This is a genomic window from Anianabacter salinae, from assembly GCF_019061145.1.
In the GTDB taxonomy this organism is placed as follows: domain Bacteria; phylum Pseudomonadota; class Alphaproteobacteria; order Rhodobacterales; family Rhodobacteraceae; genus Anianibacter; species Anianibacter salinarum.
Window position 1 is genome coordinate 25,560 of sequence record NZ_JAHQZS010000008.1, and the last position, 22,261, is coordinate 47,820.

The window sequence follows — 22,261 nt, forward strand, 5'->3', positions numbered from 1 at the left end:
GTCTTGTGCGACGGCACCCAGGGAGGAGGAGGGGTGCCGCCGCTCGTTCTCAGACCACCCAGGGAGGAGGAGGGGCGGGCTGAAACCGGGTGTTACTTGCCGTAGGCGGCCTCGTAGGCGATGCCACGGATGCTGGAGCGGTGAAGGCCCAGATCGTTCAACTCGCGGTCGGACAGGGCGGCCAGCTCGGACACCGTCCGGCGGTACACCTTGTAGGATTCCCAGCGAGCGCGAAGTTCGGACTTCATGCCGTTGAAGCGGGCGCCCACCGGATGGGAGGGGGCGAAAATTTCTGTTACGGACGCCATCGTTGCGTTCCTTTCACTCTTGCCTCTGGTTCTGGCCGGGCAGCCTCGTGTTTGCGCTACCCTGCCGTTGAACCCAAGATGGCGTTTTTCTGCGGATGCACAATCCGCCTTTCGTTCAATGCTGCCATGCAGCAATTGCATATGTCTCATTGACCTATTTTTCGCAGCGGTGATCGAACGGGCGAAGCGCCGAATGATCGTGCAATGGGCAGCGCCACAGGCGCATCCGTTCTGAAAGCGCCGAATGGTCTTTGGGTGGTACTGGATGGTACCAAGCGGTGATCTTGCGGATTCCGGTGGAACGAATCACTCTGGAGCGGAGATTCCCAAGGTGTCGAACACAGTTTCGCCGAATTGGCTGAAAAAAGTTCCCGGTAAAGGCGTGTGGTGCGAAAGCCTGAGGGTGCGCTATATTTTGTGTGTCCTGGGCGGATTGCCACCACAGAGGGTGTCAGTTGGCCCTCGAACGTCCACAACACCTTGTTTTGCAGGGGCGCCCTGAACAACATCCTGCGCCGTGGGCCATAATTTCCCCTTGATTACCATCTAGTACCATGTCATCCATATTCACACGATGAGGCGGACAGTTAAGGGGCAGCAAAGAACCCCGAACCCTAACAATAAGCAGGTTTCATACAGGCACCCGCTTCGTCGAAAACGAGAGATCCGATGCGTGGGCGAGCAGACATCCCCCCAGGTGGCGCGCGTAATCGGACAGCCCAGTAAATGGGTCGAGTGCGGCGGATTGGGCAGTGGCAGCAGCTCAATCCGCCGTTTTCATTTTCGGGGCCCCGCCGATCCGGGGTGCAGGTTGACAAGGGGCCCGCGGGACAGTGGCTCAAAGGTTCAGGGGCAAGCACACGCAGAAAGTTGACGGCAAGGGTCGCGTCTCGATCCCTGTCGAATTTCGCCGTGTGCTCGAGGCCAACGACCCCGACTGGGTCGAGGGCAAGCCTGCTGAAATGGTCGTTGTCTACGGCCTGTCCTTCCGCGGATACCTTGAGTGCTACACCATGGAGGCCATCGTCGAGATCGAAGCAAAGATCGAAGCGATGCCCCTGGGATCGACTGAACGCGAAGTGATGCAAGAGCTGATCAGCAGCGAGTCGCTCAAGGCTTCCATCGACGACACCGGCCGCATCGTGATGCCGGCCTGGCTGCGCGAGAAGGTCAACATCGACGGCGAGGCGCATTTCGTGGCGACCGGCAAGACCTTCCAGGTCTGGAACCAGGCTGCCTACGAGGCCAAGATGGCCAAGACCGTCCAAGCCTACCTCGCCGACAAGCCCGAGAACTTCAATCCGCTCTCACTGCTGGAACAATAGGGGGGCCGCGCGGTGGCCGAACCCACGAGATCCCCGCACATCCCGGTCCTGCTCGCGCCGATCCTGCGCGCCGTGGCGCCGGTGTCGGGGGTCTGGCTTGACGGCACCTTCGGCGCGGGCGGCTACACCCGCGCGCTGCTGGACGCCGGGGCGGACCGTGTCATCGCGGTGGACCGTGACCCGAGCGTTTTCGTCATGGCCCAGCCCTGGGCGAAGGACTACGGCGACCGGCTTGTCCTGACGCAAGGCACCTTTGGCGCGCTCGACACCTATACGGACGCGCCGCTTGACGGTGTGGTGCTGGACCTTGGTGTGTCTTCCATGCAGATCGACCAGCCCGAGCGGGGGTTCTCGTTTCAAAAGGACGGTCCGCTGGACATGCGGATGGGCGATGACGGCGCGACAGCCGCCGATATCGTCAACGACGCCAGCGACACCGAGATCGCGGACATCCTGTTCAACTACGGCGAGGAACGCGCCTCGCGGCGCATCGCGCGCGCCATCGTCAAGGCGCGGGACACCGCGCCCATCGAGACGACCTTGCGGCTTGCCCGGATCATCGAGGGTGTCATGCCGCGTCAAAAGCCGGGGCAAGCGCATCCCGCCACCCGAAGCTTTCAGGCGCTGCGCATCGCGGTGAATGACGAGTACGCCGAACTTGCCCGCGGTCTGGAAGCGGCCGAGCGTGCGCTGCGTCCCGGCGGCTGGCTGGCGGTCGTCACCTTTCATTCCATCGAGGACCGCATGGCCAAGCGGTTCTTCCAGCTCAAGGGCGGCGGTGCGGGGCAGGGCAACCGTCACGCGCCCCTGGCCGAGGAAACCACCCCCAGCTTCGAGATCGTCACGCGCAAGGCCGTCGCCGCCGATGACGCCGAGACCGACCTGAACCCGCGCGCCCGCTCGGCCAAGTTGCGCATCGGCCGCCGCACCGACGCGCCCGCCACCGACATCGACCGCCGCGCGCTGGGGATGCCCGACCTGCCAAGCCACGGAGACCGCCGCTAGATGCGCCCGATCCTGTTCCTTCTGACCGCCTTCGCCGTGATGGGCCTTGCGTTCTGGGCCTATCACCAGAACTACCAGACCAAGGCTGCGCTCGATGCTGTCGACACGCTCAACCGCGACATCGCCCGCCTGCGGGATGAACGCGCGGCGCTGCGGGCCGAATGGGCCTATCTCAACCGGCCCGCCCGTCTGTCCGAGCTGGTCGAGTTGAATTACCAGCGGCTCGACCTGTCGCCGTTCCGGCCCGACCAGTTCGGCCGTGTCGATGAAATCCCCTATCCGCTGCCAGACGCCGTTCAGGATCTGCCGCTTGCGATCACCGGCGCGGTGGATGTCAGCGGCACCCTGCCGCAACCGGCTGAAGACGAGGACTCTCCATGACCCGCACGCCGCTTCGCCCGCTGGCCCGCATTCTGGATGCCCGCGACAAGGGAGAGAACCCCGACGCGATCGAACGCGAGAACATCCGCATGCGGCACGAGGAGATGCGCGACCGGGCGCGCAGCCGCGCGCAGGGACGTTTGCAGATGCTCGGCATGCTGTTCTTCTGCGCCTTCGCCACCGTCGGTGTGAAGATGGGCGCCCTGTCCGCCGCCGAGCCGGAGGAGCCTACCGCCGCAGTGATCGGCACCCCCATCGTCGGGGGCCGCGCCGAGATCGTCGACCGCAACGGGCGCATCCTCGCCTCGAACCTCGTCACCCATTCGCTCTACGTCCAGCCGCCGCTGATGACCGATCCTGCCGGGTCCGCCGCCAAGCTGGTCGAGATATTCCCAGACCTCGATCTTGAACGCCTGACGCGCCAGTTCACCGGCGAGCGCACCTTTGTCTGGATCAAGCGCAAGCTGTCGCCCGAACAGATGCAGGCGGTGCACGACATCGGCGATCCCGGTCTTCTGTTCGGACCGCGCGAGATGCGGCTGTATCCCAACGGCCGTCTCGCTTCGCATGTGCTGGGTGGCTACCGCTTTGGTGAAGAAGGCGTTTCCGCCGCAGAGCTGGTTGGCCGGGCCGGTGTCGAGCGCGCGCTGGACGACTACCTGAGGGACCCCGCAAACGGGGCCCGCCCGCTGGAGCTGTCGATCGATTTGTCCGTTCAGGCGGCGGTCGAAAAGGTGCTGGATGGCGGGATGCGGCTGATGAACGCCAAGGGCGCGGCGGCTGTGGTGATGGACGTGCACACCGGCGAGGTCATCTCGCTTGCTTCGCTGCCCGACTTCGACCCCAACGACCGCCCCGCGCCTCCGGTGACGGGCAACCCCGAGGACAGCCCGCTGTTCAACCGTGCGGCGCAGGGCGTCTATGAACTTGGCTCGACTTTCAAGATATTCACCGCCGCGCAGGCGATGGAGCTTGGGCTGGCCAATCCGACCACGCAGATCGACTCCAATGCGCCCTTGGTCTGGGGCAAGTTCAAGATCGGCGAGTTCGAGGGCAAGAATTACGGCCCGACCCTGTCGCTGACGGATGTCATCGTGAAATCGTCCAACGTGGGCACCGGCAACCTTGCCAAGCAGATCGGCAGCGCGCGGCAGGAAACCTTCCTGCGCAGCCTTGGCCTTCTTGATCCCCTGCCGGTGGAACTGGGCGAGGCACCCGGCGTCAAGCCGCTGTTGCCGCCGAACTGGTCGGAAATCTCGACCATCACGATCTCGTTCGGTCATGGCGTGTCGACGACACCGCTGCACCTTGCGGCGGCCTATTCGTCCATTCTGAACGGCGGGCGCGTGGTGAAGCCGACGCTTCTGCGCCAGTCCGGCCCGCGCCTTGGGGAACGGGTCGTCAGCGAGGCGACGTCGGCGCTGGCCCGCGCCATGCTGCGGCAGGTCGTCGTGCGCGGCACCGCCAGCATGGCCGAGGTCGCAGGCTATGCCATCGGCGGCAAGACCGGCACCGCCGACAAGCAGAAGGCCACGGGCGGCTACGAGAAGAACGTCAATATCAACACCTTCGCGGGCGTGTTCCCGGCGCATGACCCGAAATACGTCATCGTCGTCACGCTGGACGAAGCCGAGGATCTGACCGGGCCAGAGCCGCGCCGCACCGCAGGCTGGACGGCCGTTCCCGTCGCCGCCGAGATCGTGCGCCGCGCCGCGCCGTTGCTTGGCCTGCGGCCCGAGATTGAACCTCCACCCCCGGCTGCGGTAACAGTCTCTGCAAAGCAGTAGCAGGACGGGACGAACATGACGGATCGGGTCGAGTCGAAATCGCTGGGATCGCTCGGTCTGACGGCCAAGGGCGGCAAGGACCCGCAGATCATCGGCCTTGCCGTCGACAGCCGCGAGGTTCGGGACGGCTTTCTGTTCGCCGCGCTGCCGGGCAGCCGCGTCCACGGCGCCGAGTTCATCCAGTATGCCCTGCGCATGGGGGCCGCCGCGATCCTGACAGACCGCGACGGCGCGCGGATCGCCGCCGATGTGCTGGCCACCTCCGAGGCCGCGCTGGTGGTGGCCGAGGACCCGCGCCAGACGCTCGCCTACACCGCCTCGCTGTGGTTCGAAATGCAGCCCGAGGTCGTTTGCGCCGTCACCGGCACCAACGGCAAGACCTCCGTGGCGACCTTTACCCGGCAGATCTGGACGCTGCTGGGCATCCAGTCGGTGAACATCGGCACCACCGGCGTCGAAGGTGCCTATGACGCGCCGCTTGGCCACACCACGCCAGAGCCGATCACGCTGCACCGGACGCTGGCGGCCATCGCCAATGCCGATGTGGATTACGCCGCGATGGAGGCGTCGTCGCACGGGCTGGCGCAGCGACGGCTCGACGGTGTGCGGCTGACGGCGGCGGCGTTCACCAACTTCAGCCAGGACCACCTCGATTATCACGCCAGCTTTGACGAGTACTTCGCCGCCAAGCGCGGCCTGTTCGACCGCGTGCTGCCCGAGGACGGCGTGGCGGTCGTCAACATCGACGACGCCAAGGGCCCGGCGATGGCCGAGACGGCGGTGGACCGGGGGCAGGACCTGATCACCATCGGGCGCAGCGCGGGCGCACACCTGCGGATCGAGGCGCAGCGCTATGACGCCACCGGGCAGGAGCTTCGGTTTTCATGGGCCGGGGGCACTCACCAGACGCGGCTGAACCTGATCGGCGGATTTCAGGCGGAAAACGTGCTGGTCGCTGCGGCGCTGGCCATCGGTTCGGGCTGCGATCCCTCGCAGGTGTTCCGCGTCCTGCCCGAGTTGGTGGGCGTGCGCGGCCGCATGCAGCTTGCCGCGCGGCGCGAGAACGGCGCGGCGGTCTTTGTCGATTATGCCCACACGCCCGACGCGATCCGCACCGCGCTGCGCGCGCTGCGCCCGCATGTGCTGGGCCGTCTGATCGTTGTGTTCGGCGCGGGCGGCGACCGCGACACCACCAAGCGCCCGCTGATGGGCGCCGCGGCGCAGGATCATGCGGACGTGGTGATCGTCACCGATGACAACCCGCGCAGCGAAGAGGCCGCGATCATCCGGCAGATGGTCATGGCCGGATGCCCCGACGCGTCCGAAGTGGGCGACCGGGCCGAGGCGATCCTGCGCGGCGTCGATGCGCTGCAGCCGGGCGATGCGCTTCTGATCGCGGGCAAGGGCCACGAGACGGGGCAGATCGTCGGTGACGACGTGTTCCCCTTCGACGATGTCGAACAGGCGAGCGTGGCCGTGGCCGCGCTTGACGGGCGCCTCGTATGACACCCTTATGGACGGCCGCCGAGGCGGCATCGGCGACGGGCGGCGACGCGCGCGGGGACTGGAAGGCAAACGGTGTGTCCATCGACACCCGCACGCTGGCGCCGGGCGATCTGTTCGTGGCGCTGAAGGACGTGCGCGACGGACATGATTTCGTGGCCGCCGCGCTGGACAAGGGCGGTGGCGCCGCGCTGGTCTCGCATGTGCCGGACGGGGTCGCGGCGGATGCGCCGCTTCTGGTCGTGCCGGACGTGCTGAAGGCGCTTGAAGACCTTGGCCGCGCCGCGCGGGCGCGGTGCGCGGGGCGGATCGTGGCCATCACCGGCTCGGTCGGCAAGACCTCGACCAAGGAAATGCTGCGCGCGGCGCTGGCGGCACAGGGGCGCATCCACGCGGCGGAAGCCAGCTACAACAACCACTGGGGCGTTCCTCTGACGCTGGCGCGGATGCCGCCGTACACCGACATCGCCATCATCGAGATCGGCATGAACCACCCCGGCGAGATCGCTCCGCTGGCGCGCCTTGCGCGCCCGCATGTGGCGCTGATAACCACCGTCGCCGCTGCGCATCTGGAAGCCTTCGAAAGCCTTGAAGGCATCGCGCGCGAGAAGGCGTCGATCTTCGAAGGGCTGGAGCCGGGCGGCATTGCCATCGTCAACGGCGATCTGCCGGTCACGCCGATCCTGCTGGACGCGGCGCGCCGGGCTGGCGCTACGGTGCGGACCTTCGGGACCGCGCGGCGCAACTTCAACCGCCTCGCAGAGGTCCACCTGTCCGACGACTGCACGGTAGGCAAGGGGCGGCTGTGGCGCACTCCGGTGATGTTCCGGCTGAACACCGCCGGGCGGCACTTTGCGCTGAACGCGATGGCGGTGCTGTCGGCTGTCCGCGCCGCAGGGGCGGATGTCGCCATCGCCGCCAACGATCTGGGCCGCTGGGAACCGCCCGCCGGGCGCGGCACCCGCGAGACCATCGTGATGGACGCGGTCGAGGATCATATCCGGTTCGACCTGATCGACGATGCCTTCAACGCAAACCCGGCCTCGGTCGCCGCTGCGCTCGAGGTGCTGGCCGCCGCGACGCCGGTCGACGGCGTGGGCCGCGTCGGCAAGGGGCGCCGCATCGCGATCCTGGGCGACATGCTGGAACTGGGACCGCACGAGACGGTGTTGCACAGGGACCTGGCGGACCTGCCCGCGATGCGGCGGCTGGGGCTGGTCCATTGCGTCGGCCCACGGATGCGGCACCTGTTCGAGGCGCTGCCCGAGGAAATGCGCGGTCACTGGGCCGAGACGGCAGAGACGCTCGCCCGCCGCGCGGGCGGGCTGATGGACGCCGGCGATGTCGTGCTGGTCAAGGGCTCCAAGGGGTCGAAGGTCAGCCTTGTCGTTGACGCGCTGCGCAAACTCGGGCAACCGCTCGCGGACGAGACACGGGGGACGTGATCACATGCTCTATTGGCTGACCGAATTCTCGGATGGCGGGGACTTCTTCAACCTGTTCCGCTACATCACGTTCCGGGCGGGCGCGGCGTTCTTCACCGCGCTGATCTTTGGGTTCATGTTCGGCAGACCGCTGATCAACCTGCTGAAGAAGCGCCAGAAATCCGGCCAGCCGATCCGTGCGGACGGGCCCGAGAGCCATCTTCTGACCAAGGCGGGAACGCCGACCATGGGAGGCGTCCTGATCCTCGGCGCGCTGATCGTCTCGACGCTGATGTGGGCGCGGCTCGACAACGGATTCGTCTGGATGGTGCTGTCGGTGACCATCGGGTTCGGCCTGATCGGCTTTGCCGACGACTACGCCAAGGTGTCGAAGAACACCAACAAGGGCGTGTCCGGGCGCACCCGCATCGCGCTTGGCCTGCTGATCGCGGCGGGGGCGGGGGCCTGGGCCTCTGCGCTGCACCCCGACGAGCTGACCAACCAGCTGGCGTTCCCGGTATTCAAGGAACTCCTGATGAACCTCGGGGTGTTCTTCGTGCCGTTCTCGGTGCTGGTGATCGTGGGCGCCGCGAACGCGGTGAACCTGACGGACGGGCTGGACGGGCTGGCGGTGATGCCGGTGATGATCGCGAGCGCCGCGCTGGGCGTGATCGCCTACGCGGTCGGCCGGGTCGACTTTACCGAATACCTCGATGTGCATTATGTGCCCGGAACCGGCGAGATCCTCGTCTTCGTCGCCGGGCTGATCGGCGGGGGGCTCGGGTTCCTGTGGTACAACGCCCCGCCCGCGGCGGTGTTCATGGGCGACACCGGATCTCTGGCACTCGGCGGCGCGCTGGGGGCCATCGCGGTGGCGACAAAGCACGAGATCGTCCTTGCCATCGTCGGCGGCCTGTTCGTGGTCGAGGCGCTGTCGGTCATCATCCAGGTGCTGTATTTCAAGCGCACCGGAAAGCGCGTGTTCCTGATGGCGCCGATCCACCACCATTTCGAAAAGAAGGGCTGGGCCGAGCCGCAGATCGTGATCCGGTTCTGGATCATCGCGCTTATTCTCGCGCTGATCGGACTGGCAACGCTCAAGCTGCGGTAAGGTCTGCGCCAGATCCGGTTTCGCCCCGCTGCGCGGGGCGACCGTCTGGGGGGACGCTGTCCCCCCAGACCCCCCTGGAGGTATTTGGAGACCAAAGATGAATATGGGACGAGACGTTCCATCTTTGGTCCCGAAATACTCAGGAGAGCGCGCGGGAGTCGTCTCGCACGCCGCGCAGCGGGCTCAATGCCCGCAAGCGGCGTTCCCCCCTCGCGCCGGCATCACAGGCGCGAGATCGGTGTCCAAAGCACATGGTCGATGGTCGGGGCGCCGCTGGCCAGCATCACGAGGCGGTCGAAGCCCATCGCGACCCCGGACGCCTCGGGCATGTGGGCGAGCGCGGCGAGGAACTCCTCGTCGAGCGGATAGCGGTGGCCGTAGACGCGCTGTTTTTCGTCCATTTCGGCCTCGAAGCGGCGGCGCTGCTCGGCGGCGTCGGTCAATTCGCCAAAGCCGTTGGCCAGTTCCACCCCGCAAGCGTAGACCTCGAACCGCTCTGCGGTGCGCGGATCGTCCGGCGTGCGGCGGGCGAGGGCGGCCTCGGCGGCGGGATATCGGTCAAGGATCGTGATGCGGCCCTGGCCCAGATGCGGTTCGACATGGCCGGTGAGGACCTTCGAGACGATGTCGGACCAGGTGTCGTCTGGCGCCGTGGCGATGCCGTTGGCCGCGCACTCGGCCGCAAGCGCGGCGCGGTCCGTGGTGCCGTCTGCGTGGCAGGTGGCCAGAAGGTCGATCCCGGCGTGGCGGGCGAAGGCGTCGGCGACGGTCAGGCGCTCGGGCGGAGCGGCGGGATCGCAACGGCGATCGCGGTACTGCAGGCTGCGCGCGCCGAGCGCAGCAGCAGCGGCGGCGATCAGGGCGACCGTGTCGTCGATCACGGCGTCATACGGCGCATCGGCGCGGTACCATTCCAGCATGGTGAATTCGGGGGAATGCAGCGGCCCGGCCTCGCGGTTGCGCCAGACATGGGCAAAGGCGTGGATGCGTGTCTCGCCCGCCGCCAGCAGCTTCTTCATCGCGAATTCGGGCGAGGTGTGCAGGTAGCGCGGTGCGCTGCGGCCATCGGGGTGCAGGAGCGTGGTCTGAAAGCCGTGCAGGTGCGCCTCGTTGCCGGGGCTCAAGGAAAGAGCGGCCGGGGCGACCTCGGTGAAGCCTTGCGCATCGAACCAGTCCTGAAGCGCGCGGCGCACGACGTTGCGCGCCATGAGGAACGGGCGGCGGTCGTTGTGGCGGGCAGGGTCCCACCAGGGCGAGGTGTCGGTCATCGCTGAGGTCTCTGGGCGGTCATGGGATGCATCTGGATTCGGGGGCCGAGATAGGATAGGCGCGGGCGAAACGATCCCCGCGCCGCCCGGATAGGCAGGCGCACGAGCAACCGCAAGGAACGACGTCTTGAAAGTCATCGCCAGCCAGGTCCGCAAGGGCAACGTCATCGAACAGGACGGCCATCTCTATGTCGTGCTGTCGGCCGAGAACTTCCATCCCGGCAAGGGCACCCCGGTGACGCAGGTGGACATGCGCCGGATCTCGGACGGCACCAAGGTGTCGGAGCGCTGGCGCACCACCGAGCAGGTCGAGCGCGCCTTCGTCGAGGAAAAGTCCTATGATTTCCTCTATGCCGACGGCGAGGGCTATCATTTCATGGAGCCCGAGACCTTCGAGCAGGTCGCCGTGGACGAGAGCGTGATCGGCGAAGACAAGGTCTACCTGACGGACGGGCTGCGGGTGCACCTGTCAATCTACAACGGGATCGCCATCGCCATCGAGTTGCCGCAGAGGATCACGCTGGAGATCACCGAGACCGAACCGGTGGTTAAGGGGCAGACGGCGTCGTCGTCCTACAAGCCCGCGATGACCGACAAGGGCGTTCGGGTGATGGTGCCACCGCATATCGGCGTCGGCACGCGGGTGGTGATCAACACGGCCGATGCGACCTATGTCGAGCGCGCCAAGGATTGACGGAGGCCGGGGGAGGCGCTGCCTCCCCCGGACCCCCTCCGGAGTACTTCCGGACCAAAGATGATGGGCGCGCGCGTTTGCGCCGGTGGCCGCGTCCGGTTGGCCCTTGCCGATGGCGGGCACGGGCGTGCACGGTGGAGCGCAGATTTTCTTCAGCAGGAGCCAGCCATGATTCCGGTCACCGGGTACGAGGGGTGCCGCGTCGCCGTTCTGGGGCTGGGCCGATCGGGCCTGGCCACCGCGCGCGCGCTCGAGGCGGGCGGCGCGCTGGCGCTGTGCTGGGACGATGGGCAGGAGGCGCGCGACGCCGCCGAGGGGCAGGGCCTTGCGATCCACGATCTGACCCGCGAAGGGGCGTTCGACGGCGTCGCTGCGCTGGTCGTGTCGCCGGGCATCCCGCATCTCTACCCCCGGCCCAATCCCGTGATCGCGCGGGCCTGGGCGGCGGGGGTGCCGGTGGACAACGACATCGGCCTGTTCTTCCGGTCTTTCGGGTCGGATATCTTTGCCGATCTCGACACCGTGCCGCGCGTCGTGGCCGTCACGGGATCGAACGGCAAGTCGACCACCACCGCGCTGATCCATCATATCCTGTCCGAGGCGGGGCGCCCTTGCCAGATGGCGGGCAACATCGGGCGCGGGGTGCTGGACCTCGAGCCTCCGCAGGACGGCGAGGTGATCGTGCTGGAGCTGTCGTCCTACCAGACGGACCTGGCGCGCGCGCTGACGCCGGATATCGCGGTTCTGACCAACCTTTCGCCCGATCACCTTGACCGGCATGCCGGGCTGGGGGGGTATTTCGCCGCCAAGCGTCGTCTGTTCGCCGAAGGGGGGCCCGACCGCGCAGTGATCGGGGTGGACGAGGCCGAAGGGCAATACCTTGCCAACCAGATGGCCGAGGGGCCCCAGGATGACCGGCTGATCCGGGTGTCGGTGGCGGGGCGGCTTGACCGCTTTGGCTGGTCGGTGTTCGCGCGCAAGGGGTTCCTGTCAGAGTACCGCAAGGGCAAGCAGGTCGGGTCCATCGACCTGCGGGGCGTGCGCGGGCTGCCGGGGCGGCACAACCACCAGAACGCCTGCTGCGCCTATGCCGCGGCCCGCGCGCTGGGGCTGGGGCCCAAGCTGATCGAGGACGCGCTGGGCACGTTCGAGGGGCTGCCGCACCGCAGCCAGATCATTGCCGAGGCGGGCGGCGTGACCGTGGTGAACGACAGCAAGGCGACGAATGTCGACAGCGCCGCGCAGGCGCTACAGGCCTTCGGGCGTATCCGCTGGATCGCCGGGGGGCTGGGCAAGGACGGCGGCATCGCCGCGCTGGTGCCGCACTTGGGGTCGGTGGTGAAGGCGTACCTGATCGGCCACTCGGCGCGCGATTTCGCGCTGGAGCTGGGCGACGTGCCGCACGAGATCAGCGTGACGATGGCGCGCGCGGTGGACGCCGCGCTGGCCGAGGCCGAGCCGGGCGATACCGTGCTTCTGGCCCCGGCGGCGGCGAGTTTCGACCAGTATCCGAACTTCGAGAAGCGCGGAGAGGATTTCACCGCGCTGGTGCGCGAGGCGCTGGCACGGCGCGGGTAGCGCAAGGCTACCGGATCGTCTGGCCCGTGCGTTCCCAATCCGCGAGGAACGCCGCCAATCCCTTGTCGGTCAAAGGGTGACGGGCCATCGCCGTCACGATCTCGGGCGGCATCGTTGCGGCGTCCGCGCCCGCAAGGGCGGCAGCACTTACATGGTTCACGCTGCGCAGCGACGCGGCCAGAACCTGCGTCCTGAACGCGGGGTAAGTGTCAAAGACATCGCGGATATCCTTCAGAAGCGCCCCGCCGTCGATGTTGATGTCGTCCAGCCGCCCGACGAAGGCCGACACATAGGTGGCGCCCGCCTTGGCTGCGAGCACGGCCTGGGTGACGGAAAAGCACAGCGTGACATTCGTTTCCCGGCCCTCGCCGCGAAGCGTGCGGCAGGCGCGCAGACCGTCCAGCGTCAGGGGCAGCTTGATGCAGACGTTCGGTGCGATCTGCGCCAGCCGCGCCGCTTCGCGCATCATCGGGTCATACTCGGTCGCCGCGACCTCTGCCGAGACGGGGCCATCGATCATCGCGGCCAGCGCGCCCACCGTGTCCAGAAAGTCGGAGCCCGATCTTGCGATCAGGCTGGGGTTCGTCGTGACGCCATCGATCAGGCCCGCCTCTGCGAGCGGCCGGATCGTATCGAGGTCTGCCGAGTCGGCGAAGATCTTCATGGTGTTCCTTCCTTGTGGTCCGGGTCGCCTGCCTGGGGGCCGGTGCCGATCAGCAGGTCTGCTGGTGCGCTTCGTGACAGGACGGTGCGCACGTTCCTGAGGTCATTTCCGGCGGCCCTGCGGCGCGCTGCCTCTGGTGAAAGCCCGTGCGTCAGCCAACGCTCCACGAGCCGTTCAAGCAGCACCGTTTCGGGCGGTGCGATCATCACACTCGCGTCCAGAAGCGACCGCAGTGCGTTCCACGGAGGGTCTTGAAGCAAAAGGTAATTGCCTTCGACGACGACGGTATCGACCTGCGGATGAAGCGTCCCGGCCTCTGGCACGGTGCGGTCGGCGGCGCGGTCGAATACCGGATAGCGGACGACGCCCGTAGCCTTTCGCACGGCTCGCAGCTTCGTCACGAACCCGTCCGCATCAAAGGTTTCGGGGGCGCCCTTGATGTCGCGCAGGCCGCGCCGGTCGAGGTCCGCATTGTCGAGATGATAGCCGTCCATCGGCAACACGACCGCCCGCCGGGTGCCAAGAGCCGCAGCGACGCGCGCGGCCAGCGTGGACTTGCCAGAACCGGGTGGCCCGGCGATGCCGACGAGGCGGCGCCCGAGGCCGCGCGGCAAACTATCGATCAGTGTCAACACGGCGCGCAGGTCGCCGTCCCGGTCATGATGGGTCATGCGGCGCTGGTCATCTCGTCCGGGGTCATGGCGCCGGTCATCAGCGCCACGGCGTCCTGCATCGACACCTCGCCGGGGGTCAGGTCGCACAGCCGCCGCCCAAGCCGGTGGACATGGATGCGGTCGGCCAGTTCAAACACATGCGGCATGTTGTGGCTGATGAGGATGATCGGCACGCCCCGGTCGCGCACGCGGGCGATCAGGTCCAGCACCTTGCGGCTTTCCTTGACGCCGAGAGCCGCTGTCGGTTCGTCCAGGATGATGACGCGTGATCCGAAGGCGGCCGCGCGCGCCACGGCGACACCCTGCCGCTGGCCGCCCGACAGCGTTTCGACGGCCTGATCGATGTTCTGAATCGTCATCAAGCCCAGCTCTGACAGCTTTTCACGGGCGAAGCGGCGCATCTCGGCCTTGTCGAGTTGCCTCAGCCACCGGCCCATGACGCCCTGTTTGCGGATCTCGCGGCCCATGAACATGTTGTCGGCGATCGACAGGGCAGGCGACATGGCAAGCGTCTGATAGACGGTTTCGATGCCCATGGCGCGCGCGTCGATGGGCGAGGCAAAGGACACCGGCTTGCCCTCCAGCCTGATCTCGCCCGCATCCGGGCGGATCGCGCCGGACAGCGCCTTGATCATCGTCGACTTGCCCGCGCCATTGTCGCCGATCACGGCATGGATTTCGCCCGGGTGGAGATCGAAGTCGCAATCGTCCATCGCGGTGACGCGGCCATAGCGCTTGACCAGCCCGCGCGCTGACAGGATCGGTGTGGTGCTCATAGCGCGGCCCTCCGGATGCGTTGGTCGACCGTGACGGCGGCGATGATAAGCACGCCGATCAGCAGATAGGTCCACTGCACGTCCGCCCCCAGAAGGCGCAGTCCGAGCGAGAACACTCCGACGATCAACGCACCGAACAGCGTGCCCGCGACGGACCCCCGACCGCCGAACAGCGAGATGCCCCCGATCACGACCGCAGTGATGGATTCGATGTTGGCCAGTTGCCCGGCCTGCGGTGACACCGAGCCGATACGGCCGATCAGAGCCCAGCCTGCAAAGGCGCAGATCAGGCCGCCCAAGGCGTAGACCGAAATCAGCGTGCGCGTGACGTTCACGCCTGCCAGAGCGGCGGCGTCCTTGTCGTCGCCCACCGCATAGACGTGCCGCCCCCATGCCGTCTGGCTAAGCGCGTAGGCCAGCACAGCCACCAGCACCAGCAGCAGGGTCACCCCGTAGGTGAACACCGCGCCGCCGATCTCGACCGTGTTGCCGAAGAATTTCAGCAGCGGCGCCTCGGCGTCGATGTCCTGGCTGCGGATGACTTCAGAGCCGGAATAGAGGAAGTTCACCGCCAGCACGATCTGCCACATGCCCAGCGTGACGATGAACGGCGGCAGCTTGACGATCGCGACGAGGATGCCGCTGATCGTGCCGAAGATCAGCCCGCACAGCAGCCCGCACAGCACGCCAAGCGCAGGCGGAAATCCCAGATCAAAGGTGAACTTGCCCATGATGACCGACGACAGGATCATCACCGCGCCCACCGACAGGTCGATCCCGGCGGTCAGGATCACCAGCGACTGCGCCGAGGCGACGATACCGATGATCGCGACCTGCTGCAGGATCAGCGTCAGCGCGAAGGGCGAGAAAAAGCGGTCGCCCAGAAGCGCGCCGAACACTGCGACTGCGACCAGAAGCACGAACAGCGGCACGATGGCCGGGGCGTTGTAGAGCAGGTTGCCGATGCGCGCCCTGATGCCGGTCGGTCCGGTAAAGTGCGCGACGGTTTCGGCGGGGGGCGTCAGGTCGGACCCGCTGCGGGATGCGTCCTGCATGGCGGCCTCCATTGAGTTGGAAATTGGACGGGATGAGGAGGGAACGGGCGGCCCAGGGGCGTTGTGCGCCCGGGCCGCCCGCTTGGTCACATCAGCCCCAGCAGCGCGCGAGGCCTTCCTCGACGCTGAGCTGGTCCATGCCCTCGACCGGGGCGTCCGTCACCAGACCGACGCCGGTGTCGAAGAACGCCTTGCCCTCGGTGGCTTCGGGCTTTTCGCCGGTCGCGGCGTAGGACGCGACCGCCTCGACGCCAAGCGCGGCCATGTCGAGCGGGTATTGCTGCGCGGTTGCGCCGATCACGCCCGCTGCCACGTCCTCGACCCCGGGGCAGCCGCCATCGACCGAGACGATCATCACCTGATCTTCCAGCCCGAACGACCGCAGCGCCTCGTAGGCGCCGGCAGCGGCGGGTTCGTTGATCGTGTAGACGACGTTGATCCCCTGATCGATCGCCAGCAGGTTCTCCATCCCGGCGCGGCCGTCCTCGGCGTTGCCGCTGGACAGTTCCTGCCCGACGATGCGCGGATCATCTTCGTCGCCCCAGCGGGTTTCGTCGCCGATGTCCACGCCAAAGCCGGTCAGGAAGCCCTGGTTGCGCAGCACGCCGACGGTCGGCTGGCTTACGTTGATGTTCAGCAGGCCGATCCGGGCGCCCGACGTGTCGCCCATCGTCTTGGCCGCCCATTCGCCGATCAGACGCCCGGCCTCGAAATTGTCGGTGGCAAAGGTCATGTCTGCGGCGTCGATCGGATCGAGCGGCGTGTCCAGCGCGATCACGAGGATCTCGGCATCGCGCGCCTTTTGCACCTGGGACGTGATCGCCTTGGTGTCGGACGCGACCAGAAGGATGCCGTCGACCTCGGCGGCCATGCAGGTTTCGATCGCGGCAACCTGCGTTTCGTGGTCGCCGTCGAACTTGCCCGCGAAGGACCGCAGCTCGACGCCAAGCTCGACCGCCTTGGCAAAGGCGCCCTCTGCCATCTTGACGAAAAACGGGTTGGTCGCGTCCTTCGTGATCAGGCACACGCTGCCGTCCGCCCAGGCCGTGCCCGCCATCGCCGTCGATGCGGCGAGGCCCAGAAGCCCTGTCTTGATCGCGTTCATCTTGTCTCCTCCTCTGTTCGTTCGATCTCTGGCGCCACGACTTCGCGTCCTGGCCGCCGGTCGGTCACGCGCTGGTCACACCGTCCGCCAGCGCCAGACGCATCACCCTAGGCGCGGGCGGCGCGGCGAGTCAAATTAAAAACTGTCAGATGAATTAATTAAGAAGCGCAGGCTTGTGGCGCAGCGCCCAGGGCCGTATTTCATTGAACGAGAGGCTTTTGAGCGCGACGGCACCCCTGCTACGGAATTTCGACATGACGCCCGACAAAGAGGCCAGGCTGCCATCCATCCCGCTGCGCGGCTCGAACCAGACGACGGTGAGGGGCGCCAACGAGCGCCTTGTTCTTCACCTGGTGCGGCAGCACGGGACGATGACCAAGGCGGACGCCACGCGGGCGACCGGCCTGTCGCCCAACGCCCTGTCGGTGATCTTCCGCAGCCTCGAAGAGGACGGATTTCTGCTCCGCTGCGAGCCGATCCGCGGGCGTATCGGTCAGCCCTCGACGCCGATGCGGCTGAACCCCGACGCGCGGTTCCACATCGGCCTGAAGATCGGGCGCAGCAGCTTTGACATGATCGTCGCGGATTTTGTCGGCGGCGTCCGGGCGCGCAGAACGTCCCGCCACGGCTATCCGACACCTGACGCGACCGCCGATTTCCTGCGCCGCGAGGTTCCGGGGCTGCTTGCCGACGCGGGATTGCCAGCAGGCAGCATCGCGGGGTCTCATGTCGCCATGCCGTCAGAGCTGTGGCACTGGACCGAGGACTTCGGCGCACCGGCGGCGGAAATGACGGCATGGCAGACGTTCGCGGTCGAGGATCTGAGCGCGCTTCTGCCCGGTCCCGTCACCGCAGAGAACGACGGCACCGCCGCATGCCGCGCGGAACTCGTGTTCGGGCCCGGGGTCAGGCACCTCGACACCATCTACTTTTTCGTCGGCACCTTCATCGGCGGCGGCATCGTGTTGAACGGCAGCGTGTTCTCGGGGCGGCGCGGCAATTCCGGCGGTCTGGGCCCGCTTCGGGTTCCCGACGAGGCGGGCGGAAACCGGCTGGTCGATCATGCCTCGCTCGCCGTATTGAAACGGATGCTGCGCGACGCAGGGCATGACCACGTCGAGATCCCGGACGAGACCGACGACTGGGACCGGCTGGAACCTGTCCTTGGCCAATGGGTGATCCGGGCCGCCCGCAGCCTGGCCCATGCCATCGTGTCCAGCCTTGCGGTGATCGATTTCGAAGGCGTCATCATCGACGGCGCGCTGCCCCCGGCGATCAGAACCCGGCTTCTGGACGAGGTCCAGGCCCATATCCGCAAGATCGACCTCCAGGGCGTGGCGCTTCCCGACATCGAAGAAGGGCACCTCGGCCAGATCGCCCGCGCCCTCGGGGCTGCGGCACGCCCGATCTCGGCAAGCTACATGGTCGACGGCAATGCCGTGCTTCAGGGGGGGTAGGGGGGTGGCGCGCAGATCGCACCCCTTGCTCTGGTGGGGCGGCGCTGGGCGCAGCGCATGGCTTTCGTCGTGCTGCGTCACTTGCAGAAACCCGGAACCGAGGCCCACGGCATGATTGCCTATGTCACTGTCGGCACAGATGACACCGCCCGCGCGCGGCGCTTTTACTCGGCGTTTATGCCGGTCCTCGGGTATAGGCTGAAAGAGGGCCCGGAGGGTTTGAGCTACAGCTTGCCGGTTGCACCGGGTGAAACGCCCGTGCAGCCGGATTTCTACGTCAAGCCGACCTTCGATGGTCGCCCCGCGTCGGCCGGGAACGGCGCCATGGTCGTGTTCGAGGCGCGCAGCCAAGCCCAGGTTCGCGCGTTGCATGCCGCCGCGCTGGCCGCGGGCGGCACCGACGAGGGAGCGCCCGGTTTTCGGGCGGCCTATGGTCCACAGTTCTACGTCGGGTATCTGCGCGACCCGCAAGGGAACAAGATCGCGCTATTCTCCAGCAACCCGGCCGAAGCCGGACGGGACGAATAGCGCCGAACCACTGCGCCGCCCCCACTTGCCACTAATCCGTCTCCTGCGGCGTGACCGCGTCCACCCCAACCTTCCCCCCCTGCCCATAGGCCGCCAGCATCGCCCGCAGGTCTTCCAGCGTGTTCGCCTCCTCCACAGGCTTGTCGTGCCGCCAGCGGCTCATGCGCGGAAAACGCAGGGCGACGCCGGACTTGTGGCGGGGGCTTTCCTGAATGCCTTCGAAGGCGATCTCGAAGACATGCTCGGGTTTCACCGCGCGCACCGGGCCGTAGCGCTCCAGCGTGTTCTTCTTGACCCATGCAGTGATCTTGCGGAATTCGGCATCCGTCAGGCCGGAATAGGCCTTGGTGAACGGCACCAGTGCGTCGCCGTCGTGCACGGCAAAGGTGAAGTCGGTGAACAGGTTCGCGCGCCGCCCGTGGCCCTGCTGGGCGTAGATCATCACCGCGTCGATGGTCAGGGGGTCGACCTTCCATTTCCACCAGTCGCCTTTCTTGCGGCCCGAGAGATAAGGCGAGGCGCGGTGTTTCAGCATCACGCCCTCTGCCCCCTTGTCGCGCGACGTGGCGCGGGTGGCGGCCAGCGCGTCCCAACAGTCGAAGGCGATCAGCGGTGACAGGCGGACGGGGGCCTCGGGCGGCAGCGCGCCGACCAGCCGGTCGAGAAGTGCGCGGCGGTCGGCGAAGGGGCGGGCGCGGATGTCTTCGCCCTGCCATTCCAGAAGGTCATAGGCCTTCACGATCACCGGCGCGTCGCGCAGCAGCGACTTTGGCACCGTCTTGCGCCCGATGCGTTTCTGCAGGGCGTTGAAGGGCAGCGGCGCGCCGTCGCCCCATGCGAGAATCTCGCCGTCGATCACGGTGCCGTCGGGGAGAAAGTCGCGGGCGGCGGCGAGTTCGGGGAAGCGGTCGGTCATCAACTCTTCGCCGCGTGACCAGACAAAGTGCTGGCCGCCCCGGATCACCAGCTGCCCCCGGATGCCGTCCCATTTCCATTCCGCATGCCAGTCGCCGGGGGACCCGTGGTCTTCGGGCGGATCGTCAAGCTGGTAGGCGAGGTAGAAGGGATAGGGTTTCGACAGGTCGGCAGCGGGATCGTGGGTCAGGACCAGCGCGTCGAAGCTGGTCGTCTCGGGCGTCCAGTCGCCCATCAGGCGATGAGCGAGCTCGGCCTCGTCGATGCCTGTGGCTTGGGACAGCGCGCGGGTCATCAGCTTTTGGCTGACGCCCATGCGGAAACCGCCGGTGATGAGCTTGTTGAACAGGAACCGCTCCAGTGGGCCGAGGCTGTTCCAGGCGCTTAGGATCGCGGTCTTGCGCGCGTCCTCGTCCAGCGCCGACAGCCCCCGGATCACGCCGATCCAGTCCGTCAGGCTGCGGTCGCTCCCGCGCGTGGCGGGCGGCAGGACCAGCGCGATGGTCTCGGCCAGATCGCCGACGATGGGATAGCTTTCCTCGAACAGCCATAGCGGGATGCCCGCCCGTTCGGCTGCCCATGTGCGCAGAAGCGTCGTGGTGACGGTGCGCTTAGGGCGGCGTCCCGACAAGAGCGCGATGGTCCAAAGCCGGTCGTCCTCGGGCGCGTCCTGGAAATAGGCAGCCAGCGCCGCGACCTTGGGGGTGATGCGCGTGGTCTGGTCAAGCTGCGCGAAGAGGTCGGCGAAACGCTTCATGCGGCGGCGTGATCGCGCAGGAACTGCCCCATCCGGCCAAGCGCGCGGTTGGCGACGGGGGATTTGCCCGCGTGGATCTGCCAGACGTGCTGCATCCCCGGCCAAAGGTCGAGCGTGCAGTCGTCCATGGCCTCCTGCAGGCGGCGCGCGTCCTCGACCAGCGCTTCGCCATCTCCGGCCTGGATCAGCGTGGGCGGCAGGCCTGTAAGGTCGCCGAACAGCGGCGAGACCTTGGGGTCGGTGGGATCGGTGCCCGAAAGATAGTCGCGGCGGATGCGTTCGGCCCAGGCGGGCGGGATCAGCATCTCGTCCTCGGCCTGCGCGAACCGCTCAGCGATGTCTCCCGACAGGTCTGCGACCGGGGCCAGAAGCCCAAGCGCGCGGGGCATTGGCCAGCCCGCGTCACGCGCGGCCTGCGCGACCAGAAGTGCAAGGCACCCGCCCGCGCTGTCGCCGCAAATCGCCACGGGCGGGGTGCCGCTATCGATAAGGCGCTTGTAGGCTGCGGTGGCGTCTTGCGGCGCGGCGGGAAAAGGATGTTCGGGCGCCAGTCCGTAGCGCGGAGCGGCGGCGCGCAGGCCCGCGGCCTCGGCCAGGTGCCCGATCAAGCCGCGATGCGTGTTGGGGCTGCCGATGGTGAAGCCGCCGCCGTGGATATACAGGATGACGGGCGCATCGGCGGCAACGCCGGCAGGTCGGAACCAATGCGTGCCGTCGGCGTCGATGGAGATGTCCATGCCGGCGGGCAGGCTGCTGCCCAGAGGGGCCGTCACCTCCATCAGGCGGCGCAAAATGGGCTGCGATGCGACCAGGGCCAGCATGCCCCGTTCGATGTAGCGGGCGTTCCAGCGGAAATAGCGGTCGGCAAGCGTCAGGTCGGTCATTGCGCGGTCTCCTGCTGCGGGTCCGGATCGTCGAGGCTTTCGCCGGTGAACTCGGTTTCCACGATGCGGGCATCATAGCCCTGATCCTCCAGCCAGCGGCGAAAGATCGAGGTGTAGCCGTGGGTGACGAACACCCGTTCCGCTCCGGTCTCGGCGATGGCGCTGTTCACGCCGTCCCAGTCGACGTGGTCGGACAACACAAAGCCCCGGTCGGCGGCGCGGCGGCGGCGCACGCCCCGAAGGCGCATCCAGCCGCTGGCAAAGCCGGTCGAGACGGGGCCAAACCGCCGCATCCACGGGGTTCCGAGTGCAGATGGCGTGGCGATCACCAGCGCGCCGGGGTGGTCCTTTGGGTCCATCTCGGGCGTCACGCGGATCGTGTCGGGCAGCGCGATGCCTTGCGCGCGCAGCACCTCGTTGGTGTTCTCGATCGCGCCGTGCGTCAGGATCGGCCCGATGGAAGTGTCCACATTGGCAAGGATGCGCTGCGCCTTTCCCAGCGCATAGGCACCGATCACGGCGGTGTTGCCCTCTGCCGCGCAGGCGCGCCACCAACCGTCGATCTCTGCCATCACCTGCGCCTGCGGGGCCCAGGAGAACACCGGCAGCCCGAAGGTGCATTCGGTGATGAAGGCGTGGCAGCGCACCGGCTCGAACGGTTCGCACAGTCCGTCCGGTTCGATCTTGTAGTCGCCCGAGACGACCCAGACCTCGCCCGCGACCTCGATGCGGATCTGCGCCGATCCGGGCACATGGCCTGCGGGGTGAAACGACACGTCAGCGCCGCCGATCCGTCGCGTCTCGCCGTAGGGCAGGGTGTCGATGGCGATGTCGCCAAGGCGAAACCGCATCACCGGTGCGGCGGCAGGGGTCGCCATGTAGCGGCGGTGGTCGGGGCGGGCGTGGTCGGCGTGCCCGTGGGTGATGAGCGCGCGGTCCACCGGACGCCACGGATCGACGAAGAAATCGCCAGCGGGGCAATAGATGCCCCGGTCGGTGAAGGTGAGAACGGGATCGCGTGCCATGCCGCGAGAGTAGGGCACCGCGCGCCCGGCGCAACGG

21 protein-coding genes are annotated in these 22,261 nt (G+C 67.3%); 11 read left to right on the forward strand and 10 right to left on the reverse strand.

Going from position 1 to position 22,261, the window contains the following annotated elements; translation table 11 throughout:
• Positions 1-92: 92 nt before the first annotated feature.
• The gene (locus KTJ87_RS16925; RefSeq protein ID WP_407650509.1) at positions 93-308 is read right to left on the reverse strand and encodes a DUF1127 domain-containing protein; all 216 of its coding nucleotides are present in this window, start codon (positions 306-308) and stop codon (positions 93-95) included.
• Positions 309-1,141: 833 nt separating this feature from the next.
• On the opposite strand from KTJ87_RS16925, the gene mraZ reads away from it, so the two are divergent.
• Genes mraZ through mraY form a run of 7 tightly spaced genes read left to right on the forward strand, consistent with a single transcriptional unit; the run spans position 1,142 to position 8,844 of the window.
• On the forward strand, positions 1,142-1,633 hold the full coding sequence (mraZ, locus tag KTJ87_RS16930) for a division/cell wall cluster transcriptional repressor MraZ (RefSeq protein WP_267140338.1): 492 nt from the start codon (positions 1,142-1,144) through the stop codon (positions 1,631-1,633).
• Between the two features lie 12 nt (positions 1,634-1,645).
• Positions 1,646-2,638 carry a 16S rRNA (cytosine(1402)-N(4))-methyltransferase RsmH gene (gene rsmH, locus KTJ87_RS16935; RefSeq protein ID WP_267140339.1) on the forward strand — a complete coding sequence of 331 codons (993 nt, stop codon included), beginning with the start codon at positions 1,646-1,648 and terminating at the stop codon, positions 2,636-2,638.
• Complete coding sequence (gene ftsL, locus KTJ87_RS16940) at positions 2,639-3,019, forward strand: cell division protein FtsL (RefSeq protein ID WP_267140340.1); 381 nt, start codon at positions 2,639-2,641, stop codon at positions 3,017-3,019.
• Entirely contained in the window at positions 3,016-4,806 is a 1,791-nt protein-coding gene (locus tag KTJ87_RS16945; RefSeq protein WP_267140341.1) for a peptidoglycan D,D-transpeptidase FtsI family protein, read from the forward strand. The genes ftsL and KTJ87_RS16945 overlap by 4 nt, the downstream gene beginning before the upstream one ends.
• 15 nt (positions 4,807-4,821) lie before the next feature.
• The gene (locus KTJ87_RS16950) at positions 4,822-6,312 is read left to right on the forward strand and encodes a UDP-N-acetylmuramoyl-L-alanyl-D-glutamate--2,6-diaminopimelate ligase (protein ID WP_267140342.1); all 1,491 of its coding nucleotides are present in this window, start codon (positions 4,822-4,824) and stop codon (positions 6,310-6,312) included.
• Positions 6,309-7,754, forward strand: coding sequence for a UDP-N-acetylmuramoyl-tripeptide--D-alanyl-D-alanine ligase (locus tag KTJ87_RS16955; RefSeq protein WP_267140343.1), 1,446 nt, complete (start codon positions 6,309-6,311; stop codon positions 7,752-7,754). The genes KTJ87_RS16950 and KTJ87_RS16955 overlap by 4 nt, the downstream gene beginning before the upstream one ends.
• Before the next feature lie 4 nt (positions 7,755-7,758).
• On the forward strand, positions 7,759-8,844 hold the full coding sequence (gene mraY, locus KTJ87_RS16960; protein WP_267140344.1) for a phospho-N-acetylmuramoyl-pentapeptide-transferase: 1,086 nt from the start codon (positions 7,759-7,761) through the stop codon (positions 8,842-8,844).
• 221 nt (positions 8,845-9,065) lie between these two features.
• On the opposite strand, the gene epmA is transcribed toward mraY, so the two are convergent.
• Positions 9,066-10,112 (reverse strand): EF-P lysine aminoacylase EpmA, encoded by a 1,047-nt coding sequence (epmA, locus tag KTJ87_RS16965; RefSeq protein WP_267140345.1) that lies wholly within the window; start codon positions 10,110-10,112, stop codon positions 9,066-9,068.
• A 127-nt stretch (positions 10,113-10,239) separates the two neighbouring features.
• On the opposite strand from epmA, the gene efp reads away from it, so the two are divergent.
• Together efp and murD are read left to right on the forward strand one after the other, a co-directional pair.
• Positions 10,240-10,806 (forward strand): elongation factor P, encoded by a 567-nt coding sequence (gene efp, locus KTJ87_RS16970; RefSeq protein WP_267140346.1) that lies wholly within the window; start codon positions 10,240-10,242, stop codon positions 10,804-10,806.
• A 168-nt stretch (positions 10,807-10,974) separates the two neighbouring features.
• Complete coding sequence (murD, locus tag KTJ87_RS16975; protein ID WP_267140347.1) at positions 10,975-12,384, forward strand: UDP-N-acetylmuramoyl-L-alanine--D-glutamate ligase; 1,410 nt, start codon at positions 10,975-10,977, stop codon at positions 12,382-12,384.
• A 7-nt stretch (positions 12,385-12,391) separates the two neighbouring features.
• Here murD and KTJ87_RS16980 read toward each other — a convergent pair whose 3' ends face one another.
• From KTJ87_RS16980 to KTJ87_RS17000, 5 genes are all read right to left on the reverse strand, one after another.
• Positions 12,392-13,048, reverse strand: a complete 657-nt coding sequence (locus KTJ87_RS16980) for a transaldolase family protein (protein WP_267140348.1) — start codon at positions 13,046-13,048, stop codon at positions 12,392-12,394.
• On the reverse strand, positions 13,045-13,719 hold the full coding sequence (locus KTJ87_RS16985) for an AAA family ATPase (protein WP_267140349.1): 675 nt from the start codon (positions 13,717-13,719) through the stop codon (positions 13,045-13,047). The genes KTJ87_RS16980 and KTJ87_RS16985 overlap by 4 nt, the downstream gene beginning before the upstream one ends.
• Positions 13,716-14,498: an ATP-binding cassette domain-containing protein gene (locus tag KTJ87_RS16990; protein WP_267140350.1), complete on the reverse strand. Its 783-nt coding sequence runs from the start codon at positions 14,496-14,498 to the stop codon at positions 13,716-13,718. The genes KTJ87_RS16985 and KTJ87_RS16990 overlap by 4 nt, the downstream gene beginning before the upstream one ends.
• A complete protein-coding gene (locus KTJ87_RS16995; protein ID WP_267140351.1) occupies positions 14,495-15,553 on the reverse strand; it encodes an ABC transporter permease in 1,059 nt (352 codons plus the stop codon). Before KTJ87_RS16995 ends, KTJ87_RS16990 begins: the two co-directional genes overlap by 4 nt.
• Positions 15,554-15,644: 91 nt before the next feature.
• Positions 15,645-16,658: a substrate-binding domain-containing protein gene (locus KTJ87_RS17000; protein WP_267140352.1), complete on the reverse strand. Its 1,014-nt coding sequence runs from the start codon at positions 16,656-16,658 to the stop codon at positions 15,645-15,647.
• Positions 16,659-16,912: 254 nt separating this feature from the next.
• On the opposite strand from KTJ87_RS17000, the gene KTJ87_RS17005 reads away from it, so the two are divergent.
• Complete coding sequence (locus tag KTJ87_RS17005) at positions 16,913-18,115, forward strand: ROK family transcriptional regulator (protein ID WP_267140353.1); 1,203 nt, start codon at positions 16,913-16,915, stop codon at positions 18,113-18,115.
• Positions 18,116-18,226: 111 nt separating this feature from the next.
• A complete protein-coding gene (locus tag KTJ87_RS17010; protein ID WP_267140381.1) occupies positions 18,227-18,643 on the forward strand; it encodes a VOC family protein in 417 nt (138 codons plus the stop codon).
• 31 nt (positions 18,644-18,674) lie between these two features.
• On the opposite strand, the gene KTJ87_RS17015 is transcribed toward KTJ87_RS17010, so the two are convergent.
• From KTJ87_RS17015 to KTJ87_RS17025, 3 genes are read right to left on the reverse strand one after another with little or no spacing between them, the layout of a single operon-like run.
• Positions 18,675-20,315, reverse strand: a complete 1,641-nt coding sequence (locus KTJ87_RS17015; protein WP_267140354.1) for an ATP-dependent DNA ligase — start codon at positions 20,313-20,315, stop codon at positions 18,675-18,677.
• Positions 20,312-21,199, reverse strand: coding sequence for an alpha/beta hydrolase (locus tag KTJ87_RS17020; RefSeq protein WP_267140355.1), 888 nt, complete (start codon positions 21,197-21,199; stop codon positions 20,312-20,314). Before KTJ87_RS17020 ends, KTJ87_RS17015 begins: the two co-directional genes overlap by 4 nt.
• The gene (locus KTJ87_RS17025) at positions 21,196-22,224 is read right to left on the reverse strand and encodes a ligase-associated DNA damage response exonuclease (protein WP_267140356.1); all 1,029 of its coding nucleotides are present in this window, start codon (positions 22,222-22,224) and stop codon (positions 21,196-21,198) included. The genes KTJ87_RS17020 and KTJ87_RS17025 overlap by 4 nt, the downstream gene beginning before the upstream one ends.
• Positions 22,225-22,261: the final 37 nt, after the last annotated feature.